The sequence below is a fragment of the Halomonas almeriensis genome, assembly GCF_030409235.1.
In the GTDB taxonomy this organism is placed as follows: domain Bacteria; phylum Pseudomonadota; class Gammaproteobacteria; order Pseudomonadales; family Halomonadaceae; genus Halomonas; species Halomonas almeriensis.
On sequence record NZ_JAUFPO010000005.1, the window covers coordinates 179,416 to 197,772 of the forward strand.

17 protein-coding genes are annotated in these 18,357 nt (G+C 61.7%); 8 read left to right on the forward strand and 9 right to left on the reverse strand.

Going from position 1 to position 18,357, the window contains the following annotated elements:
- Window positions 1-61 precede the first annotated feature (61 nt).
- Together yidC and mnmE are read left to right on the forward strand one after the other, a co-directional pair.
- A complete protein-coding gene (yidC, locus tag QWY74_RS03280) occupies window positions 62-1,747 on the forward strand; it encodes a membrane protein insertase YidC (protein WP_264826046.1) in 1,686 nt (561 codons plus the stop codon).
- 104 nt (window positions 1,748-1,851) lie between these two features.
- Window positions 1,852-3,222 (forward strand): tRNA uridine-5-carboxymethylaminomethyl(34) synthesis GTPase MnmE, encoded by a 1,371-nt coding sequence (gene mnmE / locus QWY74_RS03285; RefSeq protein WP_264826047.1) that lies wholly within the window; start codon window positions 1,852-1,854, stop codon window positions 3,220-3,222.
- 28 nt (window positions 3,223-3,250) lie between these two features.
- On the opposite strand, the gene QWY74_RS03290 is transcribed toward mnmE, so the two are convergent.
- From QWY74_RS03290 to rdgB, 4 genes are all read right to left on the reverse strand, one after another.
- Entirely contained in the window at window positions 3,251-4,102 is an 852-nt protein-coding gene (locus QWY74_RS03290; RefSeq protein WP_290313718.1) for a 23S rRNA (adenine(2030)-N(6))-methyltransferase RlmJ, read from the reverse strand.
- An 89-nt stretch (window positions 4,103-4,191) separates the two neighbouring features.
- Entirely contained in the window at window positions 4,192-4,860 is a 669-nt protein-coding gene (locus QWY74_RS03295) for a YiaD family glycine zipper/OmpA-like lipoprotein (protein WP_264826173.1), read from the reverse strand.
- 210 nt (window positions 4,861-5,070) lie between these two features.
- Window positions 5,071-6,255, reverse strand: coding sequence for a radical SAM family heme chaperone HemW (gene hemW, locus QWY74_RS03300; RefSeq protein ID WP_264826049.1), 1,185 nt, complete (start codon window positions 6,253-6,255; stop codon window positions 5,071-5,073).
- Entirely contained in the window at window positions 6,252-6,851 is a 600-nt protein-coding gene (gene rdgB / locus QWY74_RS03305) for an RdgB/HAM1 family non-canonical purine NTP pyrophosphatase (RefSeq protein ID WP_264826051.1), read from the reverse strand. The genes hemW and rdgB overlap by 4 nt, the downstream gene beginning before the upstream one ends.
- A 415-nt stretch (window positions 6,852-7,266) precedes the next feature.
- Here rdgB and QWY74_RS03310 point away from each other — a divergent pair, with 415 nt between their 5' ends.
- Entirely contained in the window at window positions 7,267-7,923 is a 657-nt protein-coding gene (locus QWY74_RS03310) for a LuxR C-terminal-related transcriptional regulator (RefSeq protein ID WP_264826053.1), read from the forward strand.
- Between the two features lie 36 nt (window positions 7,924-7,959).
- Here the strand turns inward: QWY74_RS03310 and QWY74_RS03315 are convergent, their stop codons facing one another.
- From QWY74_RS03315 to QWY74_RS03335, 5 genes are all read right to left on the reverse strand, one after another.
- Window positions 7,960-9,183, reverse strand: coding sequence for a P-loop nucleotide/nucleoside kinase family protein (locus tag QWY74_RS03315; RefSeq protein ID WP_264826054.1), 1,224 nt, complete (start codon window positions 9,181-9,183; stop codon window positions 7,960-7,962).
- 27 nt (window positions 9,184-9,210) lie between these two features.
- Window positions 9,211-10,500: a glutamate-1-semialdehyde 2,1-aminomutase gene (gene hemL, locus QWY74_RS03320; RefSeq protein WP_264826055.1), complete on the reverse strand. Its 1,290-nt coding sequence runs from the start codon at window positions 10,498-10,500 to the stop codon at window positions 9,211-9,213.
- Between the two features lie 174 nt (window positions 10,501-10,674).
- On the reverse strand, window positions 10,675-11,502 hold the full coding sequence (thiD, locus tag QWY74_RS03325) for a bifunctional hydroxymethylpyrimidine kinase/phosphomethylpyrimidine kinase (protein WP_264826056.1): 828 nt from the start codon (window positions 11,500-11,502) through the stop codon (window positions 10,675-10,677).
- Complete coding sequence (hemJ, locus tag QWY74_RS03330; protein ID WP_264826058.1) at window positions 11,502-11,933, reverse strand: protoporphyrinogen oxidase HemJ; 432 nt, start codon at window positions 11,931-11,933, stop codon at window positions 11,502-11,504. Before hemJ ends, thiD begins: the two co-directional genes overlap by 1 nt.
- Before the next feature lie 8 nt (window positions 11,934-11,941).
- Window positions 11,942-13,705 carry a chloride channel protein gene (locus tag QWY74_RS03335; protein ID WP_290313719.1) on the reverse strand — a complete coding sequence of 588 codons (1,764 nt, stop codon included), beginning with the start codon at window positions 13,703-13,705 and terminating at the stop codon, window positions 11,942-11,944.
- 136 nt (window positions 13,706-13,841) lie between these two features.
- Here QWY74_RS03335 and argC point away from each other — a divergent pair, with 136 nt between their 5' ends.
- The 5 genes from argC to QWY74_RS03360 all read left to right on the forward strand — a co-directional run bounded on the left by argC (window position 13,842) and on the right by QWY74_RS03360 (window position 18,032).
- On the forward strand, window positions 13,842-14,876 hold the full coding sequence (gene argC / locus QWY74_RS03340; RefSeq protein ID WP_290313720.1) for an N-acetyl-gamma-glutamyl-phosphate reductase: 1,035 nt from the start codon (window positions 13,842-13,844) through the stop codon (window positions 14,874-14,876).
- A gap of 222 nt (window positions 14,877-15,098) precedes the next feature.
- A complete protein-coding gene (erpA, locus tag QWY74_RS03345; RefSeq protein ID WP_264826064.1) occupies window positions 15,099-15,452 on the forward strand; it encodes an iron-sulfur cluster insertion protein ErpA in 354 nt (117 codons plus the stop codon).
- 123 nt (window positions 15,453-15,575) lie between these two features.
- Complete coding sequence (locus QWY74_RS03350) at window positions 15,576-16,346, forward strand: transporter substrate-binding domain-containing protein (RefSeq protein WP_264826065.1); 771 nt, start codon at window positions 15,576-15,578, stop codon at window positions 16,344-16,346.
- Window positions 16,347-16,579: 233 nt separating this feature from the next.
- Window positions 16,580-17,245 carry an amino acid ABC transporter permease gene (locus QWY74_RS03355; protein ID WP_264826067.1) on the forward strand — a complete coding sequence of 222 codons (666 nt, stop codon included), beginning with the start codon at window positions 16,580-16,582 and terminating at the stop codon, window positions 17,243-17,245.
- A 13-nt stretch (window positions 17,246-17,258) separates the two neighbouring features.
- Window positions 17,259-18,032, forward strand: a complete 774-nt coding sequence (locus QWY74_RS03360; protein WP_290313721.1) for an amino acid ABC transporter ATP-binding protein — start codon at window positions 17,259-17,261, stop codon at window positions 18,030-18,032.
- Window positions 18,033-18,357: the final 325 nt, after the last annotated feature.

An 18,357-nucleotide genomic window follows, 5' to 3' on the forward strand; every position in this document is an offset into this window, starting at 1 on the left:
GCAGGCGGCGCGACTCTCGCCACGCCATCGGCATCTTCACCACCCATCGGGCAGACCCCTCATGGACGTAAAACGACTCCTCCTGCTGATTCCCCTGGCAGTGCTTGCCTATTTGATCGTAGTGCAGTGGAATCAGGACTATGGCCAGGCCACACAGGCGCCGGAAGCCCCGGGCATTGCGAACCAGAGCTCGCCGGCGTCCGGGCAGTCAGAAGCCGACAGCGATCTCTCGGTGCCTGCGAACACGAGCGCCGATGTCGACATGGGCAACCAGATGCCGGGCAACCAGCCGGCTTCCAGCGGACGCGACCTGATCGCCGTGGTCACCGATGTGCTGGACCTGCGCATCGACCCCCAGGGCGGCGATATCGTCTATGCCGCCCTGCCCCAGCACAAGTATGCCGAGAACTCAGATCAACCCTTCGTGCTGCTCTCCGATAACGGTACCCGCAGCTATGTGGCGCGCTCGGGGCTGCAGCTCGAGGGTCATGAAGGGCGAATCGCCTTCACGCCGGAGAAGACTTCCTATCAACTCGCCGAGGGCGAGGACCAGTTGCAGGTGGATCTGAGCGCCACGGTCAACGGTGTGGACGTGATCAAGCGCTTCACCTTCGATCGTGACAGCTATGCCGTGAATGTCGCCTATCTGCTCAATAATCCCAGCGAAACGCCAGTCACCGCACGCTTCGTGGGACAACTGGTGCGGGACAACACCAGCGATCCTTCCAGTGGACCCAAGATGGGCATGAGCTCCTTCCTGGGCGCCGCCTATTCGACCCCGGAAGATCGCTATCTGAAGGTCGATTTCGAGGAAATCCGCAACGGCGAATTCAACAACCGTGATGTGGAAGGTGGCTGGGTCGCCATGATTCAGCATTACTTCACGTCGGCCTGGGCGCCACCCCAGGATCAGCAGAACCTCTACTACGGTGCCACCGACTCGCGCAACCGCAACGTTGCCGCCTTTGCCGGGCCCACCCAGACACTGGGCGCACAGAGCGAAGCCATGCTGGAGTCCACACTCTATATTGGCCCCAAGATCCAGGATCGCCTGGAGACCATGGCGCCTCACCTGGAGCTGACGGTCGACTTCGGCTGGCTGTGGTTCATCGCCAACCCGCTGTTCTGGCTGCTGGACAAGATCCACGACATCATCGGTAACTGGGGCTGGTCCATCGTTATCCTGACCCTGCTGGTCAAGACGGCGCTGTGGCCGCTGTCGGCCAAGGCCTACAAGTCCATGGCGCGCATGCGCAAGCTTGGGCCGGAAATGCAGCGTCTCAAGGAGCAGTATGGCGACGACCGCCAGAAGATGTCCCAGGAGATGATGAAGTTCTACCAGAAGGAGAAGATCAATCCGCTGGGCGGCTGTCTGCCGATCCTGGTTCAGATGCCGGTCTTCATCGCCCTCTACTGGATGCTGCTGGAGTCCGTGGAACTGCGCCATGCGCCCTTCATGCTGTGGATTACCGATCTCTCGGTGAAAGATCCCTACTTCGTGCTGCCGATCCTCATGGGCGCCTCCATGTACGTTCAGCAGTTGTTGAACCCGACACCGCCGGACCCGACCCAGGCCAAGATCATGAAGATGCTGCCGGTGGTCTTCACCTTCTTCTTCCTGTGGTTCCCGGCCGGCCTGGTGATCTACTGGGTGGTCAACAACATCACCTCGATCGCGCAGCAGTACTTCATCACGCGCAAGGTCGAGGCCGATCCCGAAATCGGCAAGGGCATGAAGACCAAGTAAGCCCGGTCGACGCCCGTCCTGCACCAGACCCCCGCCCCTGCGGGGGTCTGGTGTTTAAGGCCGGTGATACGGACAATGGACGCGATCTTCCCGAGGACCTCATGATGGCCGACTCTCTCTACACCGCAGACACCATCGCCGCCCTGGCGACGCCGCCCGGACAGGGCGGGGTCGGCATCATCCGCGTCTCCGGGCCGCTGAGCCGCTCGATAGCCGAACAGGTACTGGGGCACTGCCCACCTCCTCGACAAGCCTTTCACGGCCCTTTCCGCGGCCAGGATGGCATGCTCGATGAAGGTATCGCGCTTTTCTTTCCCGGACCCCATTCCTTCACCGGAGAAGATGTCTTCGAGCTGCAGGGACACGGCGGCACCGTGATCATGGACCTGCTGCTGGAGCGTTGTGTACAGCTGGGCGCACGGCTCGCGCGTCCCGGCGAATTTTCCGAACGCGCCTTCCTCAATGACAAGCTGGATCTGGCCCAGGCAGAGGCCATCGCCGACCTGATCGAAGCCAGCTCGCGGGGCGCCGCGGAAAACGCCCTGCGCTCCCTGCAGGGCGAATTCTCGACACGGGTCGAGGGCCTGGTTCAGGAATTGATCGAGCTGCGCATCTACGTCGAGGCGGCGATCGACTTTCCCGAGGAAGAGATCGACTTCCTGGCCGATGGCCATGTGGCCGGCAAGCTCGAAGCGATTCACACCAGCCTCGCCGAGGTACGCCGCAGTGCCGGCCAGGGCGCGCTGATGCGCGAAGGCATGAACGTGGTCATTGCCGGGCGCCCGAATGCCGGCAAGTCCAGCCTGCTGAACGCCCTCACCGAGCAGGACACCGCCATCGTCACCGAGATCGAGGGCACTACCCGGGATGTGTTGCGCGAGCATATCCACCTGGATGGCATGCCGCTGCACGTGATCGACACCGCCGGGCTGCGGGATACCCCGGATGCCGTCGAGCAGATCGGCGTCGCCCGGGCCTGGTCGGAAATCGAAAAGGCCGATCGGGTGCTGCTGATGGTGGATGCCAGCACCACCGATAGCGTCGACCCGATGGCCATCTGGCCGGAATTCGTCGAGCGGCTTGCCGACCCGAGCCGCCTGACCCTGGTGCGCAACAAGGTTGATACCAGCCAGGAAGCACCGGGAATGGACGCCAGCGCCACGACACCGATCATTCGGCTCTCGGCGAAAACCGGTAAGGGTGTGGATAACCTCAAGGAACATCTGCAGGCCGTGATGGGGTTTTCCACAACCACCGAGGGGCGATTTTCGGCCCGTCGGCGTCACCTGGATGCCCTCGATCGAGCCGGCGCGGCGCTCGACAACGGCACGGCGCAGTTATCCGGACACGGCGCCGGCGAACTGCTGGCCGAGGACCTGCGAGAGGCTCAGCAGGCCCTGGGGGAAATCACCGGCGAATTCAGCGCCGACGACCTGCTCGGCGAGATCTTCGGCAGCTTCTGCATCGGCAAGTAAGGCACCCGGCATCGGCCGCGGCGGCCTCTTACTCGGACACCCACCAATCGGCGAGGTATTGACCGGCATCCCCCCATAACGGCGTCAGTCGATCCATGGCGGCCGCGAGACGTTGCTCCAGCCCCCAGGGCGGATTGATCACCAGCATGCCGCTGCCGTACATCCCCCGCTCCTGTGCCGGCGCGGTCAGGCTCAGTTCACTGCGCCATATCTTGCGCTGGCCACCCTCCTTGAGGGCCTCGAGCAGCGTCGCGTGATGCCCGGCCGGCAACAACGGATACCACACCAGCACGACGGCGTGGCGTGTCTTGCGCATGGCCTTGAGCAGAGTGGCCGCCACCTCGCTGTATTCACTCTTACGTTCATAGCTGGGGTCCACCAGCACGCAGAGTCGCGGCGATTTGACGGGCAGGGCGGTCAGTAATCCGGAGAGGCCGTCGGCGTGGCGATGGCGAGCCCGTGCGGGTAATTCCTGCTGACTCAGATGGCTATGCTCACCGGGATGCAACTCGAAGAGTTGCAGATCGTCCTGCTTCCGCAACCGCTGCGCCAGCCACCAAGGCGAGCCGGGATAGTGATCGAGCCGCCCGGACGAGGGCTCTTGCTGGGCAGCCTGGACCGCCGCAAGCCAGTCGCTCAGCAGGGGGTTCGATTGCAGGGATGTCCGGGCCTCCCATAGCCGGGCGACGCCATTGCGGTACTCGGCCAGCCGCGAGGTCTCTGTCGCCGCCAGCGAGTAGCGACCACGGCCAGCATGCGTGTCAATATACGTAACAGATGAGTCTTTACGTAATAAATGGTCGACCACCGCATAAAGGGTCAAATGCTTGTGAACGTCGGCGAAATTGCCGGCATGATAGGCGTGCTGGTAGGAAAGCATGATCCTGGTTCCGGAGTCGGCAAGTCACAGGCCCGCCCCTCGGAGAGGTCGGCGGGCCGGGTGGAGAGCGGGTCGAGAACCCGAGGAAATCAGCTCTGCTGAATGGGCGTCAGTGTCAGCTCGACACGACGATTCTGGGCACGGCCGGATTCGGTGTCGTTGCTGGCTACCGGCTGATTCTCGCCATAGCCCTGCATGTTGAGCCGGCTGGACACCACGCCCGACTGGCCAAGATATTGACCCACCGCGCGAGCACGGCGTTCGGAGAGTTGCTGGTTGTAGCCGGCATCCCCGGTGCTGTCGGTATGACCGGCAATGTTGATGCGTGTTTCGGTGTATTCCTTGAGTACCCGGGATACATCATTCAGGGCGCTGCTGGCCGAGGAGGTCAGCTCGCTGGAGTCGAAGCCGAAGGTCACGCTGCTGGGCATGTTGAGCACGATGTCGTTGCCATCGCGCTCGACCCCGATGCCGGTGCCTTGCATGCTGCGGCGCAGTTGCTCTTCCTGGCGATCCATGTAGGCACCCACGCCACCACCGACAGCGGCGCCGGCGGCGGCACCGATCAAGGCGCGATCGCGGCGACTGGTGCTGCCATCACCGCTCAGGGCACCGGCCGCTGCCCCGACCACGGCCCCGATGGCCGCCCCGGTTCCGGTGTTGCCACGCTGGGTCTGTCCACTATTCGAATTGGTGGTGCTGCAGCCTACCAGGAACACGGCAACAGCCACGGGCACGAGCGAACGAAGGGGGTTCATCATGCGAGTACTCCTTGAAATAAAATAAGTCAGCCATTGGGAATGCTGATTAAATCGACGAGCATAGTGAAGCGCAAGGCGCACGGAGCACAGAAAGCGAGACATAACAATTAGTTAGGCGAGCTTTCGACCGAGCTGGCGCACCAGCACCGTGTAACGAAGCGATTCGCATGCGCAGGCATTTAAGCAGTATTTCCTTGGGCACCGGCCTCACTGATCAGGTTCACTGATAATGGCCAGCAGCTCGTTTAAGAATAATAGCCCTTGAGGTGACGCTTGCAGCCTGTGGGGATCTTCCACCAAAAGTCCTTTTTCTCGAGCTTGCTGCAGACGCGCCTGCAACAGTGATGCCGGCCGGCCAACATGCGCTTCCCAAGTGGCCATGCTCACCCCGTCGACGAGCCGCAGGGCATTCATGGCGAACTCCAGGGGCAGCTCATCATCGCTGACTGGGGAACGACCGGCCACGAAGCCACGCGGATCCTGATGCCGACGCAGGTAGGCCTGAGGCTGACGGGCCTTCCAGCGCCTTTCGATGGCGAGCTCGCCCTCCGTCCGGGCACTCAGCTTGCCATGGGCACCGGCCCCGATGCCCAGATAATCGCCGAACTGCCAGTAATTGAGGTTGTGGCGAGCACGTCGTTCGGATCGCGAATAGGCAGAAATTTCATAGCGGGAAAGCCCGGCGGCCTCGAGCTTGTCATGCCCCATGTCCTGAATGTCCCAGAGCACTTCCTCTTCGGGCAAGGTCGGGGGGTGGGAATGAAACTCGGTGTTCGGCTCGAGGGTCAGTTGATACCAGGACAGATGTTCCGGCGCGAGCGCCAGGGCCTGGTCCAGGTCGGCCAGCGCCGATGCCACGCTCTGACCGGGAAGACCATGCATGAGGTCGACATTGAGGTTATCGAAACCCGCCTCACGTGCCTCCTGGAAGGCCGCCCGGGCATCATCACCGCTGTGGATACGCCCCAGGGCCGTCAGTTGTTCATTCTGGAAACTCTGCACGCCCAGTGACAGCCGATTGATGCCCGCCGCGCGATAACCGGCAAAGCGACCCCGTTCCAGGGTACCCGGATTGGCCTCCAGGGTGATCTCGATATCCTCGGCCAACGGCAGGCAGGCTTCCAGTGCCTCCAGCAGGCGTTGATAGAAATCAGCCGACATCAGGCTGGGCGTGCCGCCACCAATAAACACGCTGACCACTTCCCGACCGGCGGCCAGCGGCAGGTCGGCCCTGAGGTCATCAATCAGGGCCGCGAGGTAAGCCTCTTCGGAAAGTTCCGCGCCACGACCCACGCCATGGGAATTGAAATCGCAGTAGGGGCATTTGCGCACGCACCAGGGCACATGCACATACACCGCCAGGGGCGGAAGCGGGTTCGTCGACATCCTCATGGCGTCTCGGACAACGCCTCCACCAGGGCGCGCAAGGCACGACCTCGATGGCTCAGGCGGTTCTTCTCGGCCGCCGTCAACTCGGCGGCCGACATGCCCTGGTCGGGCAGCCAGAAGAGCGGATCATAACCGAAGCCACCTTCACCGCGCGGATGGGCCAGGATTTCCCCCTCCCAGTGGCGCTGAACGATGACCGGCACCGGATCCTGGGGATATCGCATCAGCACAAGCACACACCAATAGCGCGCCTGACGGTAACCTTCCGGGGTCTCGGCCAGGGCCTCGAGCAATTGCAGGTTGTTGCGCTCGTCGCTTCTGGGCTCACCCGCAAAGCGCGCCGAGTAGATCCCCGGCCGACCGTTCAACGCCTTGACAGCCAAACCGGAGTCATCCGCTAGAGCCGCCGAACCACTGACACGGCTGGCTTCGCGGGCCTTGAGCAGGGCGTTTTCGACAAAGGTCAGGCCGGTTTCTTCAACCTCGGCGACCTCGAAGGCGGATTGCGACTGAACGTCATAACCCAGGGGAGACAGAATCTGATGAAACTCATTCAGTTTGCCAAGGTTGCTGCTGGCAATTACCAGTTGCTGGGACATCTCAATAACTCTTGCGCGAGGTAAGTCAGTGCCGGCGCCGGGGCCCCCGGGCCACGGCCAGCACGAAAAGGGGGGATTCTATCAGTTGATCCGCTTCGGGGTGGATAGGGGGTTCGACATGGTGGCGTTTGCCACTCCGTAATGTCACTTTTTACCGCAATCGCTTATATTGGGTTAAGATAAACTGTTTGAAAACAGTTTTTACTTAAACGTTTCAGGCCAGTGGTGATAAAAATTCATCCATAATGGCTCGAAGAAGCCATACACTACAGGAACTGCATAAGCCGAACGTCGCCAACATCAGCGGCTGGCATGCTCGCAGGGGTAGATCGTCAATATTAAGATGCAGAAAGATCGTCAAGGACATCATGCGCCATTTACCGGACGACCTGTAGCCATGCCATGGAGGCTAAACATGGATAAGGACCAACGCTTTCTCTTGTTGGTGACAGAGCCCAGCGCCTTCTCTCAGCTCTTTGTGGATTACCTGCGTGAACAGGGGGATTTCTCCGTGTCCGTCACGCTGCCACAATCCCGACCGAATCCTGAAGAAGCCCTGCCCAAGGTCATCCTGCTGGATATCGACCATATGAGCGAAGCTTCGGTATACGCCTGGTACACCCACTACTCCGAGCAGCCTGGTGTGGCTCTGGCCGTATTCAACCTTGCTGACGAAGACCATGCCGCGGAACTGGTATCCGCCATGCACCTTCAAGGGGTTTTCTATCGACAGGACGACTTGGCACTGATCTGCAAGGGCCTGACCACCCTGATGGAAGGCCATCCCTGGATGTCTCGATCCCTCATGGCACGCCTGCTCGAGTTTCTGCGCCAGCAACAGCTGAATGCCTATCGGCCCGCATGCGGGCTGACCAAGCGTGAACAGGAAATCATCGGTCTGCTTGGCTCCGGCTCTTCCAACCAGGAGATAGCCGGCATTCTCAATGTCAGCGAACACACCGTGAAATCCCACTTGTACAACACCTTCAAGAAAATCGGTGTGAACACCCGGCGTCAGGCCATCTACTGGGCCCGCCAACATCTGGGAGCCCCGCCACCGAGAGGGGAATGAAGCCAGGCCCCTGGGTAAGGGGTCCTGACCGGCTTCTCAGCGCATGTGTTCCTGCATCAGCCCGGCAAGGGTCTCGGCCGCATTATCGGCCGTGGTATCCAGGCGCACCAAAAGACGACGCTCCTCCTCGCTGAAATCCTCGAAGCGTCGGCACTGGCTTTCCAAGATGGCCAGACTTTCCTCGGCCGGTACCGCTTGCCGAGCGGCCCGCCTGACAATGCGCTGTCTAAGCGTCGTCTCATCGGCTTCAAAATGTACCAGCAGTACCGGCAGGCCACGAGCCTCAGCCTGATGACGCAGCAACTCGCGGTGCTCGCGCTGTAGACAGGTACCGTCGATACACACCGGCAGACCGGCATCCAGCAAGGCGCCGGCACTGCGTGCCAGAGACTGATACGTATCCTCGGTGGCTTCGCGCGAGAACATATCCACCGCCACATCCTGCTCGTTGCCCTGTGGATAAATTCCAAAAAGGCGGCGCCGCTCTACATCCGAACACAAACGGATAGCCCCCAGCCGCTCCACGAGCCCTCGCGTGAAGCGACTCTTGCCGCTACCGGAAACGCCAACGCCGATCACCAGGGGCGGAAAACGGAATTCACTGTATTGCTCGGCCAGACCGAGATAACGCCGAAAACTGCTCATCGTTTCGGCAAGCAGCGCCGGCTGTTCATCGTCTCCCGCCTCAGCAAAGCGCGCCAGGGCGCGTCTCGCCCTGCCCAATGCCTCGATGGCCTGATAGACCGGCAAGAGTCGCGGCAGCTCATACTGACCGGCCAGTCGCAGATAATCATCCAGCGCCTTGAAGGCCAGGCGATGTTCATCACGGATCTCCAGCCCCACCAGCAGCGAGGCCAGGTCACTGGCCGAATCCAGCGGCCCGTCGAGACCCTGCGGGTCCCGATCAATGGCATTGGCCAACAGAACCCGTCCATCATCGATCAGCCGGCTATCGGCATGCGCACTCGCCCAGCTCCGCGCCACGAGCCCGCCGCTTCGCTTCTGCAACACCGGTTCAAGGCGCCTGATGTTCTCCACCAGCCAGCCTTCCAGTTCGGCGACGCGCTGACGATCCTCTGCCCCCTGCAAAAGCGAGGTCAGGGCCTGCACCTCGGCCTGAAGGCGCTCATGAACCAGAGACGAGGCCGAGGTGTTCACGACGCTCTCCTGTTGCGCATGCCAGGCATGCAGCGCCGCCGTCAGCGAGACAAGCTCGAAATCCCCGTTGGCTGTCCGGGGGTCATGCGGTTGCTGGCTCATCGCCGCTCTCCTTGCATAAACGCCTTTTCAGGCCTGTTTCATCGAGGTAAAGACAGCCTCGGCAGCATCCAGGGTTGCCTGGATATCCTCGGGGGCATGGGCACTCGACATGAAGCCGGCTTCAAAGGCCGACGGTGCCAGGTAAACGCCGTGCTCAAGCATCGCGCAGAAGAAATGGCGGAAGGTATCGCCGTTACAGGCGGTGGCCTGGGCAAAGTTGTCCACACGACTCTGGGCTGTGAAGAACAGGCCGAACATGCCCCCCGCCTGTTGCGTGATCATGTCGATGCCGGCCGCATCGGCACGCGACTGTAGCCCTTCACAGAGCGTCTGGACACGCTGGGTCAGAGCATCATGAAACCCCGGCTCACGCAGCTTGTTGAGCAGGGTAATCCCGGCTGCCATGGCCAGAGGATTGCCGGCCAGGGTGCCGGCCTGATAGATCGGGCCCAGCGGCGAGATGTTTTCCATGATCGAGCGGCGGCCACCGAAGGCCCCCACGGGCATGCCACCCCCGACGATCTTGCCCAGACAGGTCAGATCCGGCGTGACCCCGTAATGTGCCTGGGCGCCGCCCATGGCGACGCGAAAGCCGGTCATCACCTCATCGAAGATCAGCACACTCTCGTGTCGATCACAGACCTGTCTCAGAGTTTCCAGAAAGTCCGGCTGCGGCGGAATGCAGTTCATGTTGCCGGCCACCGGCTCGACAATGATGCAGGCAATCTCATCACCGATCTCGTCGAAACAGGCCTCCACGGCATCCGGATCATTGTGGGAAAGCGTGATGGTATGCTCGGCCAGCGAGGCCGGTACCCCCGGAGAGCTCGGCTCACCATGGGTCAAGGCACCTGAACCAGCCTTGACCAGCAATGAATCGGTATGGCCATGGTAATTGCCCTCGAACTTGACGATCTTGTCACGCCCCGTGTAGCCACGCGCCAGGCGTACTGCCGACATGGTGGCTTCGGTGCCGGAGTTGACCATGCGCACCATCTGCATACTGGGAATCATCTCGCAGATCAGATCCGCCATCTCGGTCTCAATGGCCGTCGGCGTACCGAACGACAGGCCATCATCGAGACGCTCGCGCACCGCCCCCAACACATCGGGATCGGCGTGGCCAGTAATCATCGGTCCCCAGGAACCGACATAATCGATGTAACGCTTGCCTTCCACATCGAAAAGATAAGCCCCCTGGGCACGCTCCATGAACACCGGAGCTCGATCCATGCCCTTGAAAGCACGCACCGGTGAATTGACACCGCCAGGAATGTGTCGACAAGCCCGTTCGAAGAGCTGCGCGGATGTGGTCATGTCAACCTCTTGTCCTGTTGAAGAAAACCGATAATAACGCTGGAGGAAGGAGACTGGCGGCCTCCAGCTTGTGGATAATTTTTTGGATAACCTTTTGATCCCCGGTGACCAGACGGTGAAGATCGGCAAAAACCCCGGCTTTTGATGGCCTCATGGTCAGCGGGATGCGTGCCCTCAGTATTGCATAACTCCCCCACTCCAGTAGCGTCGTGGTAGACACTGATGCTCTCCGGGGCACCAGCCATTCGACAGCGCATCCCAGGTAAACGCCTGAGCCTGTTCACAGGCAGCCACCACGGTTTCTCCCAGCGCCAGGCGCACCGCCAGTGCCGCGGCCAGGGTACACCCCGAACCATGGAAAACCCCCTCCAGGCGCGGCCACTCCCACTGTCGATCGCCATCCGGCGTATGCAGGGTGTGGACCACATCGGCATCGCTCCCGCGGGGAACCGCGGCATCGGTGCCGGTGACCAGTACCGCCTGACACCCCAGCTGCATCAGGCTGACGGCCCGCTGGGTAGCATCCCGGCACGCCGTCCCGGCCAGACGCGCCAGCTCATGATGGTTGGGGGTCAGAATATCCACCAGCGGCAGCAGCTGCGCCTCATAGGCCGCTATCAAGGCATCGCTGGACAAATCACGGCCACCGCCTGCCTTGAGAACCGGATCGGCCACGACCGGAACCCCGGGACGACGGCGCACGATCTCCACGACAGCCTTCAGGCTGGCGATATCCGTCAACAGCCCGATCTTGATGGCGGCAATCTCGATACCCGCCAGCTGATCGGCCATCTCGCCGATCAGCTCGGCCTGCACCGGCTGCACACGGCTGACGTCCCGACAGTTTTGCACCGTCAGTGCCGTGGGAATCGTCAGCGCCCAGCCCCCGCAGGCCCCTATGGCTTCTGCATCAGCAATGATGCCGGCGCCACCGGTGGGATCGTGCCCTCCCAGCGCCAGAACCACCGGAAGGTGTCGATTGATGGTCAGAGGTGGTGGCATCAGAACGGTTTCAATACGGCCAGAACAACGATCGCCAACAAGGCAATCACCGGCAACTCATTGAAGATACGAAAGTACCGTGAGCTGCGCTGGCAGCGCTGGGCGGCAAACTGCTTCAGATAGATCAGGCACACATGATGATACGCCACCAGCAGGGCCACCAAGGTCAGCTTGATGTGCATCCAGCCCTGGCTCAGCCAGCCAGGCACCAGATACAGCATGATGCCTCCCAGGACCAGCAGAACCACCATCGAGGGCATCATGATGCCCCGATACAGCTTGCGCTCCATGGTCAAGAAGTACGTCATGGCCTGTTGATCGTCCTGATCACGGGCCATGGCGTGATAAACGTAGAGCCGCGGCAGATAGAACATCGCGGCGAACCAGGTCACCATGGCGATCAGGTGAAACGCCTTGATCCAGAGATACATGTCATTCCTCACGAGTTGCGGAAGCGGTAATAGCGCTCGATGGCATCGCGAGTAATGATACCCGAGATGCGTTGCTTGCCGGGACGATGGCCATGCTGCACATAGAGCGCATCGACATGTTTGGTGTTCAAGCGATCAAAGGCCTCGGAAAGCGTCGCCTGCAGATGAATGGGCGCCAGATCCAGCCGCTTGCCGGGAATTTCCAGCAGATCCATCTTGCCATCCTTACCGATGTTGTCGTCATTGTCATGCTCGAGCATCCAGCGCGCCAGGGACGCCGCCTTGAGAGCCAGGGTCGGCTTGTCATCCCGCGAGCGCTCAATGACCACCCACTCGGGTCGCTCATCCAGCAGGGCACTGGCCTCGGCACGCGTCACGCGGCGCGGCGAGCGTACCAGAGCCCGCTCCATGACCGCCGGTACCGAGACGCGTGACAAAGCCTGCATCAAGGGCTGCTGCAAGGGATGCAGCCCATGGCGGGTGACACTGACGAAGAAACCATCACAGCCACACAACTGGCGCGACGTCAGGCCTGCCACCACCACGGCGAGCATCCCGGGCAGAATCATGCCCGGATTGTGGGTTAGCTCAAGCAACGCCATCAGGGCCGCCAGGGGCGCCTGCAGAACGGCCCCCATCATGGCCGCCATGCCCAGCATGGCATACACCTCGGGCCCGGCCGCGATCTCCGGCAGCCACCATCCCCCGAGCAGGCCACAGAGCGCGCCCATGGCACCACCGGCCACCAGCACCGGCCCGATGATACTCACCGGAATGCCACACGCCACCGCCAGGGCCGTCAGCACCAGCTTGCCGATGGCCAGGGCAATCAGCACATCCAGGGTCATGGCCCCATTGAGGATCTGCCCGAGGCTGTCGTATCCCATGCCCTGCACCTGGGGATACCACCAGGCCACGCCCCCCACCAGACCGGCGACCAGAGCCAGGCGTGCTGAAAAGGGCAGACGCTGCACGACATTGCCCGAGCGTGCCAGCTTGACGAAGCCGCCCGCCATCAGACCGATCACCAGGGCACTCAGCACGATCCACGGCAGGTTGAACAGCGACTCCAGCTCGACACCGCTCATCTGGAAGGGACGCACGCTGCCATAGGCCACCTGGGCCACCAGCGCGCCGATGGTCGATGCCAGGATTACCGGCATGAAACCGATCAGGGTGTACTCCATGATCACCACTTCCATGGCGAAGATGACCCCGGCGATGGGCGTATTGAACGACGCCGAGATGCCCGCGGCCGTGCCACAGCCTACCAGCACGCGCAGGCTGTTGTGGGGCAGCCGCAGGCGCTCACCCAGACCGCTCGAAGCCGCCGCGCCGAGATGGATCGCCGGCCCCTCACGACCCGCGGAAAGCCCGCCGAGCACCGAGATCAGCCCGACCCACCATTGGGTGAACCAGTTGCGCAGGGGAAAGCGCCCCTGATGGTAGGTCAGCCGCTCGATGACATGCGACACCCCGATCTGGCGCGCCGCGAGCGGCTGATGATGCATCCACGCCCCGATCAGGATCACGGCCAGCACCGGCAGCGATGATCTCAGCCAGGCGGGCAATGCCTCAAAGGCTTCGGGATCGGCCTCGGGCATGAAGGCCATGGCACCCACTTCCAGCATCATCCGAAAGCCGACCATTAAGCCGCCTGTGATCAGGCCCGAAAAGACGCCCAGCACGCACAGCTGCGGCAGGCCGTCGACACTGGCCAGGCGTCGGCGAAAGCCATCGAGGGAGTACAAGCGAAACCGGCGTCGTGACAAGAAGACCGTCCTCTGGAACCAGACCATTTTCCGGACCTCCCTGCGCCAGCAGAGACCCACAGGGTGGGTAGGACCCGCCCGACTTGTGTATCATATTCGCTAGAAAGGTCCCAGCTTTCAGCATCAGGAGTCTAACGTGATCAAGGTCGGAATTGTCGGCGGCACTGGCTATACCGGAGTCGAGCTGCTCAGGCTTCTGGCGGGGCATCCACAAGTCAGCGTCGAGGCCATTACCTCGCGTAGTGAAGCCGGCCTGGCCGTCGGCGAGCTGTATCCCAACCTGCGTGGCCATTACGATGACCTGCGTTTCAGCAACCCTGATCCGCAGCGACTGGGCGAATGCGACGCCGTCTTCTTCGCCACCCCGCACGGCGTCGCCCATGCCCTGGCGGGCGAGCTGCTGGATCGAGGTACACGCATCATCGACCTGTCCGCCGACTTCCGCCTGCGCAATGCCGACGAATGGGCCCAGTGGTACGGTCAACCGCATGGTGCCCCGGAACTCCTCGCGGAAGCGATCTACGGCTTGCCGGAAACCAACCGTGAGCGTATTCGCGCGGCACGCCTGATCGCCGTGCCCGGCTGTTACCCTACGGCCGTGCAACTCGGCCTGCTGCCCCTGCTGGAAAATAACGCCATCGACGCCCAGCATCTGATTGCCGACTGCAAGTCCGGGGTGACCGGTGCCGGGCGGGGCGCCAAGGTTGGCTCACTACTGGCCGAGGCCAGTGAATCGATGAAATCCTACGGCGCCTCCGGCCATCGTCACCTGCCGGAAATCCGCCAGGGCCTGGGCGATGCCTTCGGCAGCCCGGTCGGGCTTACCTTCGTGCCCCATCTGACGCCCATGATCCGCGGCATCCACGCCACGCTCTATGGCCAGTTACAGGGCGATGTAGCGGATCTCCAGGCGCTCTTCGAACAACGCTTCGCCGACGAGCCCTTCGTCGATGTCATGCCGGCCGGCAGTCATCCGGAAACGCGCAGCGTCAAGGGCGCCAATCTGTGCCGCCTGGCCGTGCACCGCCCGGGTAATGGCGACACCGTGGTCGTGCTCGCGGTGATCGACAACCTGGTCAAGGGCGCCTCGGGTCAGGCCATCCACAACCTCAACCTGATGTTCGGCTGCGACGAGACCGCCGGCCTCGACGCCCCGGCCATGATGCCCTGATCTCACCCCCTTCCCACACTGGCGGAGTCCGGGGACAGGGTGCAGCGAGGGTCTTTTTCCAAGGAAGGAAAAAGTAGCGTACAGGGACGTATTCACAGCGCCCTCGCGGAGGCCTGTCCCCGGAATATCTCCGCCCAGACCTCCACAATAGTTGACCTTTTTACTGGGTGGTGTGGATAATTGTGGCAAGAACCACACCCACCGATCACGAGGAGGTCACCGATGAGCGGTGTCGCATCCTTTGTTCCTACCCCGCTGTTGCTGTCCGACAGCGCCAAGGCGCGCATCAGAGGCCTGGTCGAGGAAGAGGGCAACCAGGCACTCAAGCTGCGAGTCTATGTGACCGGCGGAGGTTGTTCCGGCTTCCAGTACGGCTTCGACATCGCCGACTCGGTCGCCGAAGACGACACCCTGGTCGAGTTCGATGACGTCGCGCTGGTCGTCGATCCACTGTCCTACCAGTATCTGGTCGGCTCGACGGTCGACTTCGAGGAAGGCCTGGCCGGTGCCCGCTTCATGATCCAGAACCCCAACGCCACCACCACCTGCGGCTGTGGAGCCTCCTTCATGGTCTGATCGACAACCCTCGCAAAGCGTTGAACTGGCGCTGACAAGGCCGTCCGCTCAGGCTTGACGCCTTCATGACAACTCGCCATGGTGGAGGTGTATTCCACAATAATTGCTTCCATGGGGAAATGTATGAAACGTCAAATAAAGGCGGTATCTCTGGCGACCTGCATCGGTTTCGGTCTTGGAGCCTCCGGCATGGCCATCGCTCAGGACACGACACTCAATGTTGCCACCGATCCGAGCTTTGTACCCTTCGAAATGATGGACCAGGAAACCGGCGAGATGGTCGGTTTCGACATGGACATTATCCAGGAAATCTCCGACCGCGCCGGGTTCGACTACAACCTGCGGACCATGGACTTCAACGGCATTATTCCCGCCGTACAGACCGGTAATGTCGACATCGCCATCGCCGGCATCACCATCACCGACGAGCGCGGCGAAATTGTTGACTTCTCCGATCCGTATTACGACAGTGGTCTGAAGCTGCTGGTGAACATGGACGACGACAGCATTCAGGCCATCGAGGACCTGGAAGGCAAGTCCGTCGGCACCAAGATCGGCTCCACCAGCTACGATTATCTTCAGGAAAACCTCGGCGACAGCGCTGACATCACGCCCTATCCGGGCACCAGCGACATGTACATGGCGCTGCTCGGCGGCAGTGTCGACGCCGTCTTCTATGATGCCCCCAATGTCGGCTACTTCTCTCAAACCAAAGGTGAAGGTAAGGTCAAGACCGTCGGCCCGCTCTATGAAGGGCAGCAGTACGGCCTGGCCATCGCCAAGGGCAGTGACTGGGTAGAGCCCATCAATGAAGCCCTGGCGACCATGAAGGAAGACGGCACCTACGACGAAATCCACGCCAAGTGGTTCGGTTCTTCCTCCAGCGAGGAATGATTCAGACGTCATGCGGAACATGGGGTCGGGTCCACAGGCCCGGCCCCATTGCGTTGCAGGCATGACGCATCCGCAACACCCTGACCCAACCCGTGAGCTAGGGGATACCGCTTGCTACCGGCGTTTCAGCGTCATGCCGGCGGCGATGAGCCCCAGGATCCCATCCGCTAAATTCGGACAGTCGCCCCAGGGTCAGGACACTTCCGACTAGAACGCTGAAAGGGAGACCCACAGTGGACTTTCAATTTGACTGGCAGGCCGCTTTCGCCTCGATTCCGCAACTGTCAACGGGTATTCCCTACACCCTGCTGATTTCCTTCGGTGGCCTCGCCATCGGCTTTCTCATCGGCATCGTCTTCGGCTTGTTGCGCATCAGCCCGACCCGCTGGCTCCGCATGCCGGCGGTTGTGTATATCGAGGTGTTCCGCGGTACCCCCGTACTGGTGCAGGTTCTCTTCATCTTCTACGGCCTGCCGCAGATCCTGGGCGGGCCGATCAATGCCCTGGTCGCCGGCATTGCCGCCATCGCCGTCAACTCCGGGGCCTATATCTCGGAAATCGTGCGCGGCGGCGTGCAATCCGTGGAGCGCGGCCAACGCGAGGCCGGGCTTTCGCTGGGCCTGTCGCGGATTCAAACCTTCCGCTACATCATCTGGCCCCAGGCCTTCCGGCGCATGATTCCGTCGCTCGGCAACCAGGGCATCATCAGCATCAAGGATACCTCGCTATTCTCGGTCATCGGCGTCGGCGAGCTGGTTCGCCAGGGACAGATCTACATCGCCACGACCTTCACCGCTCTCGAGGTCTATCTGATGGTGGCACTACTGTACCTGGCCATCACACTGACCCTCTCGTTTGCACTGCGCATGCTCGAGCGCAAGGGCCTCGTCGGACAATAAAGGAAGGCACCCAATGACCCAGCAAAAGCCCCAGGCCGGCGCCGAGCCCATCGTGCGCATGAACAAGCTCAACAAGCATTTCGGCGACTTTCACGTGCTCAAGGACATCGATCTGAGCGTTGCCACCGGCGAGGTGGTCGTGGTCATCGGCGCCAGTGGCTCCGGCAAGTCGACCCTGATTCGCTGCGTCAATGGCCTGGAAGAATTTCAGCAGGGCGAACTGGATGTCGACGACAACCCACTGCTGCCCGACGGCAAAGCCACTCAGGCCCTGCAGAAGATCCGCACCGAGGTCGGTATGGTCTTCCAGCAGTTCAACCTCTTCCCGCACCTCAGCGTCCTCGACAACGTGATTCTGGCCCCCATGAAGGTCCGCGGTCAGGACCGCGAGACGGCGGTGGCAACCGGCGAGCGTCTGCTCGAACGCGTGGGCATCAGCGACCAGATGCACAAGTACCCCACCCAGCTTTCCGGGGGACAGCAGCAGCGCGTCGCCCTTGCTCGAGCCCTGGCCATGGAGCCCCGCTTGATGCTCTTCGACGAGCCCACCTCGGCCCTCGACCCGGAGATGATCGGCGAAGTCCTGGACGCCATGCGCGAGCTGGCCAACGACGGCATGACCATGATGATCGTGACCCATGAAATGGGCTTTGCCCGCGAAGTGGCCGACCGCGTGATCTTCATCGACAAGGGGCGAATCGTCGAAGAAGGGCCGCCCGAAACGATCTTCGATCAGCCTACCGAGGCGCCCACCCAGAGCTTTCTGGCACGCGTCCTCAAGCACTGACAAGAACCGCGAATCGGCGATTCACCAGGCCCTGTTCTCCGCGACAGGGCCTTTTTTTGGGCTGTGGAAAACTTCGCCGTGACATCAGCGCGAATCAGGCTGCAGCGTCCGGCACCCGGGCGCCTCTGGATAACCGGCCGGGTTGTTCACAGCCGCGGTGACAAACCGGGTAGAGAGCGGTGGAAAAGGCGTGGTTGCTGTGGCTTGTGGTTAACTCGGCCTTTCATCCACAGGGCTCACACACGGGGTCCGCAGGTCACCAGCCCTTTTTGCGAAGACAAGTCAACATTACAACCATCTGATTATCGGGGATTTTCTACCTTTA

What these genes read in the sequence shown, in the direction of transcription:
- yidC (WP_264826046.1), top strand. Translation starts at nt 62, where the DNA reads ATGGACGTAAAACGACTCCTCCTGCTGATTCCCCTGGCAGTGCTTGCC.
- mnmE (WP_264826047.1), top strand. Translation starts at nt 1,852, where the DNA reads ATGGCCGACTCTCTCTACACCGCAGACACCATCGCCGCCCTGGCGACG.
- QWY74_RS03290 (WP_290313718.1), bottom strand. Translation starts at nt 4,102, where the DNA reads ATGCTTTCCTACCAGCACGCCTATCATGCCGGCAATTTCGCCGACGTT.
- QWY74_RS03295 (WP_264826173.1), bottom strand. Translation starts at nt 4,860, where the DNA reads ATGAACCCCCTTCGTTCGCTCGTGCCCGTGGCTGTTGCCGTGTTCCTG.
- hemW (WP_264826049.1), bottom strand. Translation starts at nt 6,255, where the DNA reads ATGAGGATGTCGACGAACCCGCTTCCGCCCCTGGCGGTGTATGTGCAT.
- rdgB (WP_264826051.1), bottom strand. Translation starts at nt 6,851, where the DNA reads ATGTCCCAGCAACTGGTAATTGCCAGCAGCAACCTTGGCAAACTGAAT.
- QWY74_RS03310 (WP_264826053.1), top strand. Translation starts at nt 7,267, where the DNA reads ATGGATAAGGACCAACGCTTTCTCTTGTTGGTGACAGAGCCCAGCGCC.
- QWY74_RS03315 (WP_264826054.1), bottom strand. Translation starts at nt 9,183, where the DNA reads ATGAGCCAGCAACCGCATGACCCCCGGACAGCCAACGGGGATTTCGAG.
- hemL (WP_264826055.1), bottom strand. Translation starts at nt 10,500, where the DNA reads ATGACCACATCCGCGCAGCTCTTCGAACGGGCTTGTCGACACATTCCT.
- thiD (WP_264826056.1), bottom strand. Translation starts at nt 11,502, where the DNA reads ATGCCACCACCTCTGACCATCAATCGACACCTTCCGGTGGTTCTGGCG.
- hemJ (WP_264826058.1), bottom strand. Translation starts at nt 11,933, where the DNA reads ATGTATCTCTGGATCAAGGCGTTTCACCTGATCGCCATGGTGACCTGG.
- erpA (WP_264826064.1), top strand. Translation starts at nt 15,099, where the DNA reads ATGAGCGGTGTCGCATCCTTTGTTCCTACCCCGCTGTTGCTGTCCGAC.
- QWY74_RS03350 (WP_264826065.1), top strand. Translation starts at nt 15,576, where the DNA reads ATGAAACGTCAAATAAAGGCGGTATCTCTGGCGACCTGCATCGGTTTC.
- QWY74_RS03360 (WP_290313721.1), top strand. Translation starts at nt 17,259, where the DNA reads ATGACCCAGCAAAAGCCCCAGGCCGGCGCCGAGCCCATCGTGCGCATG.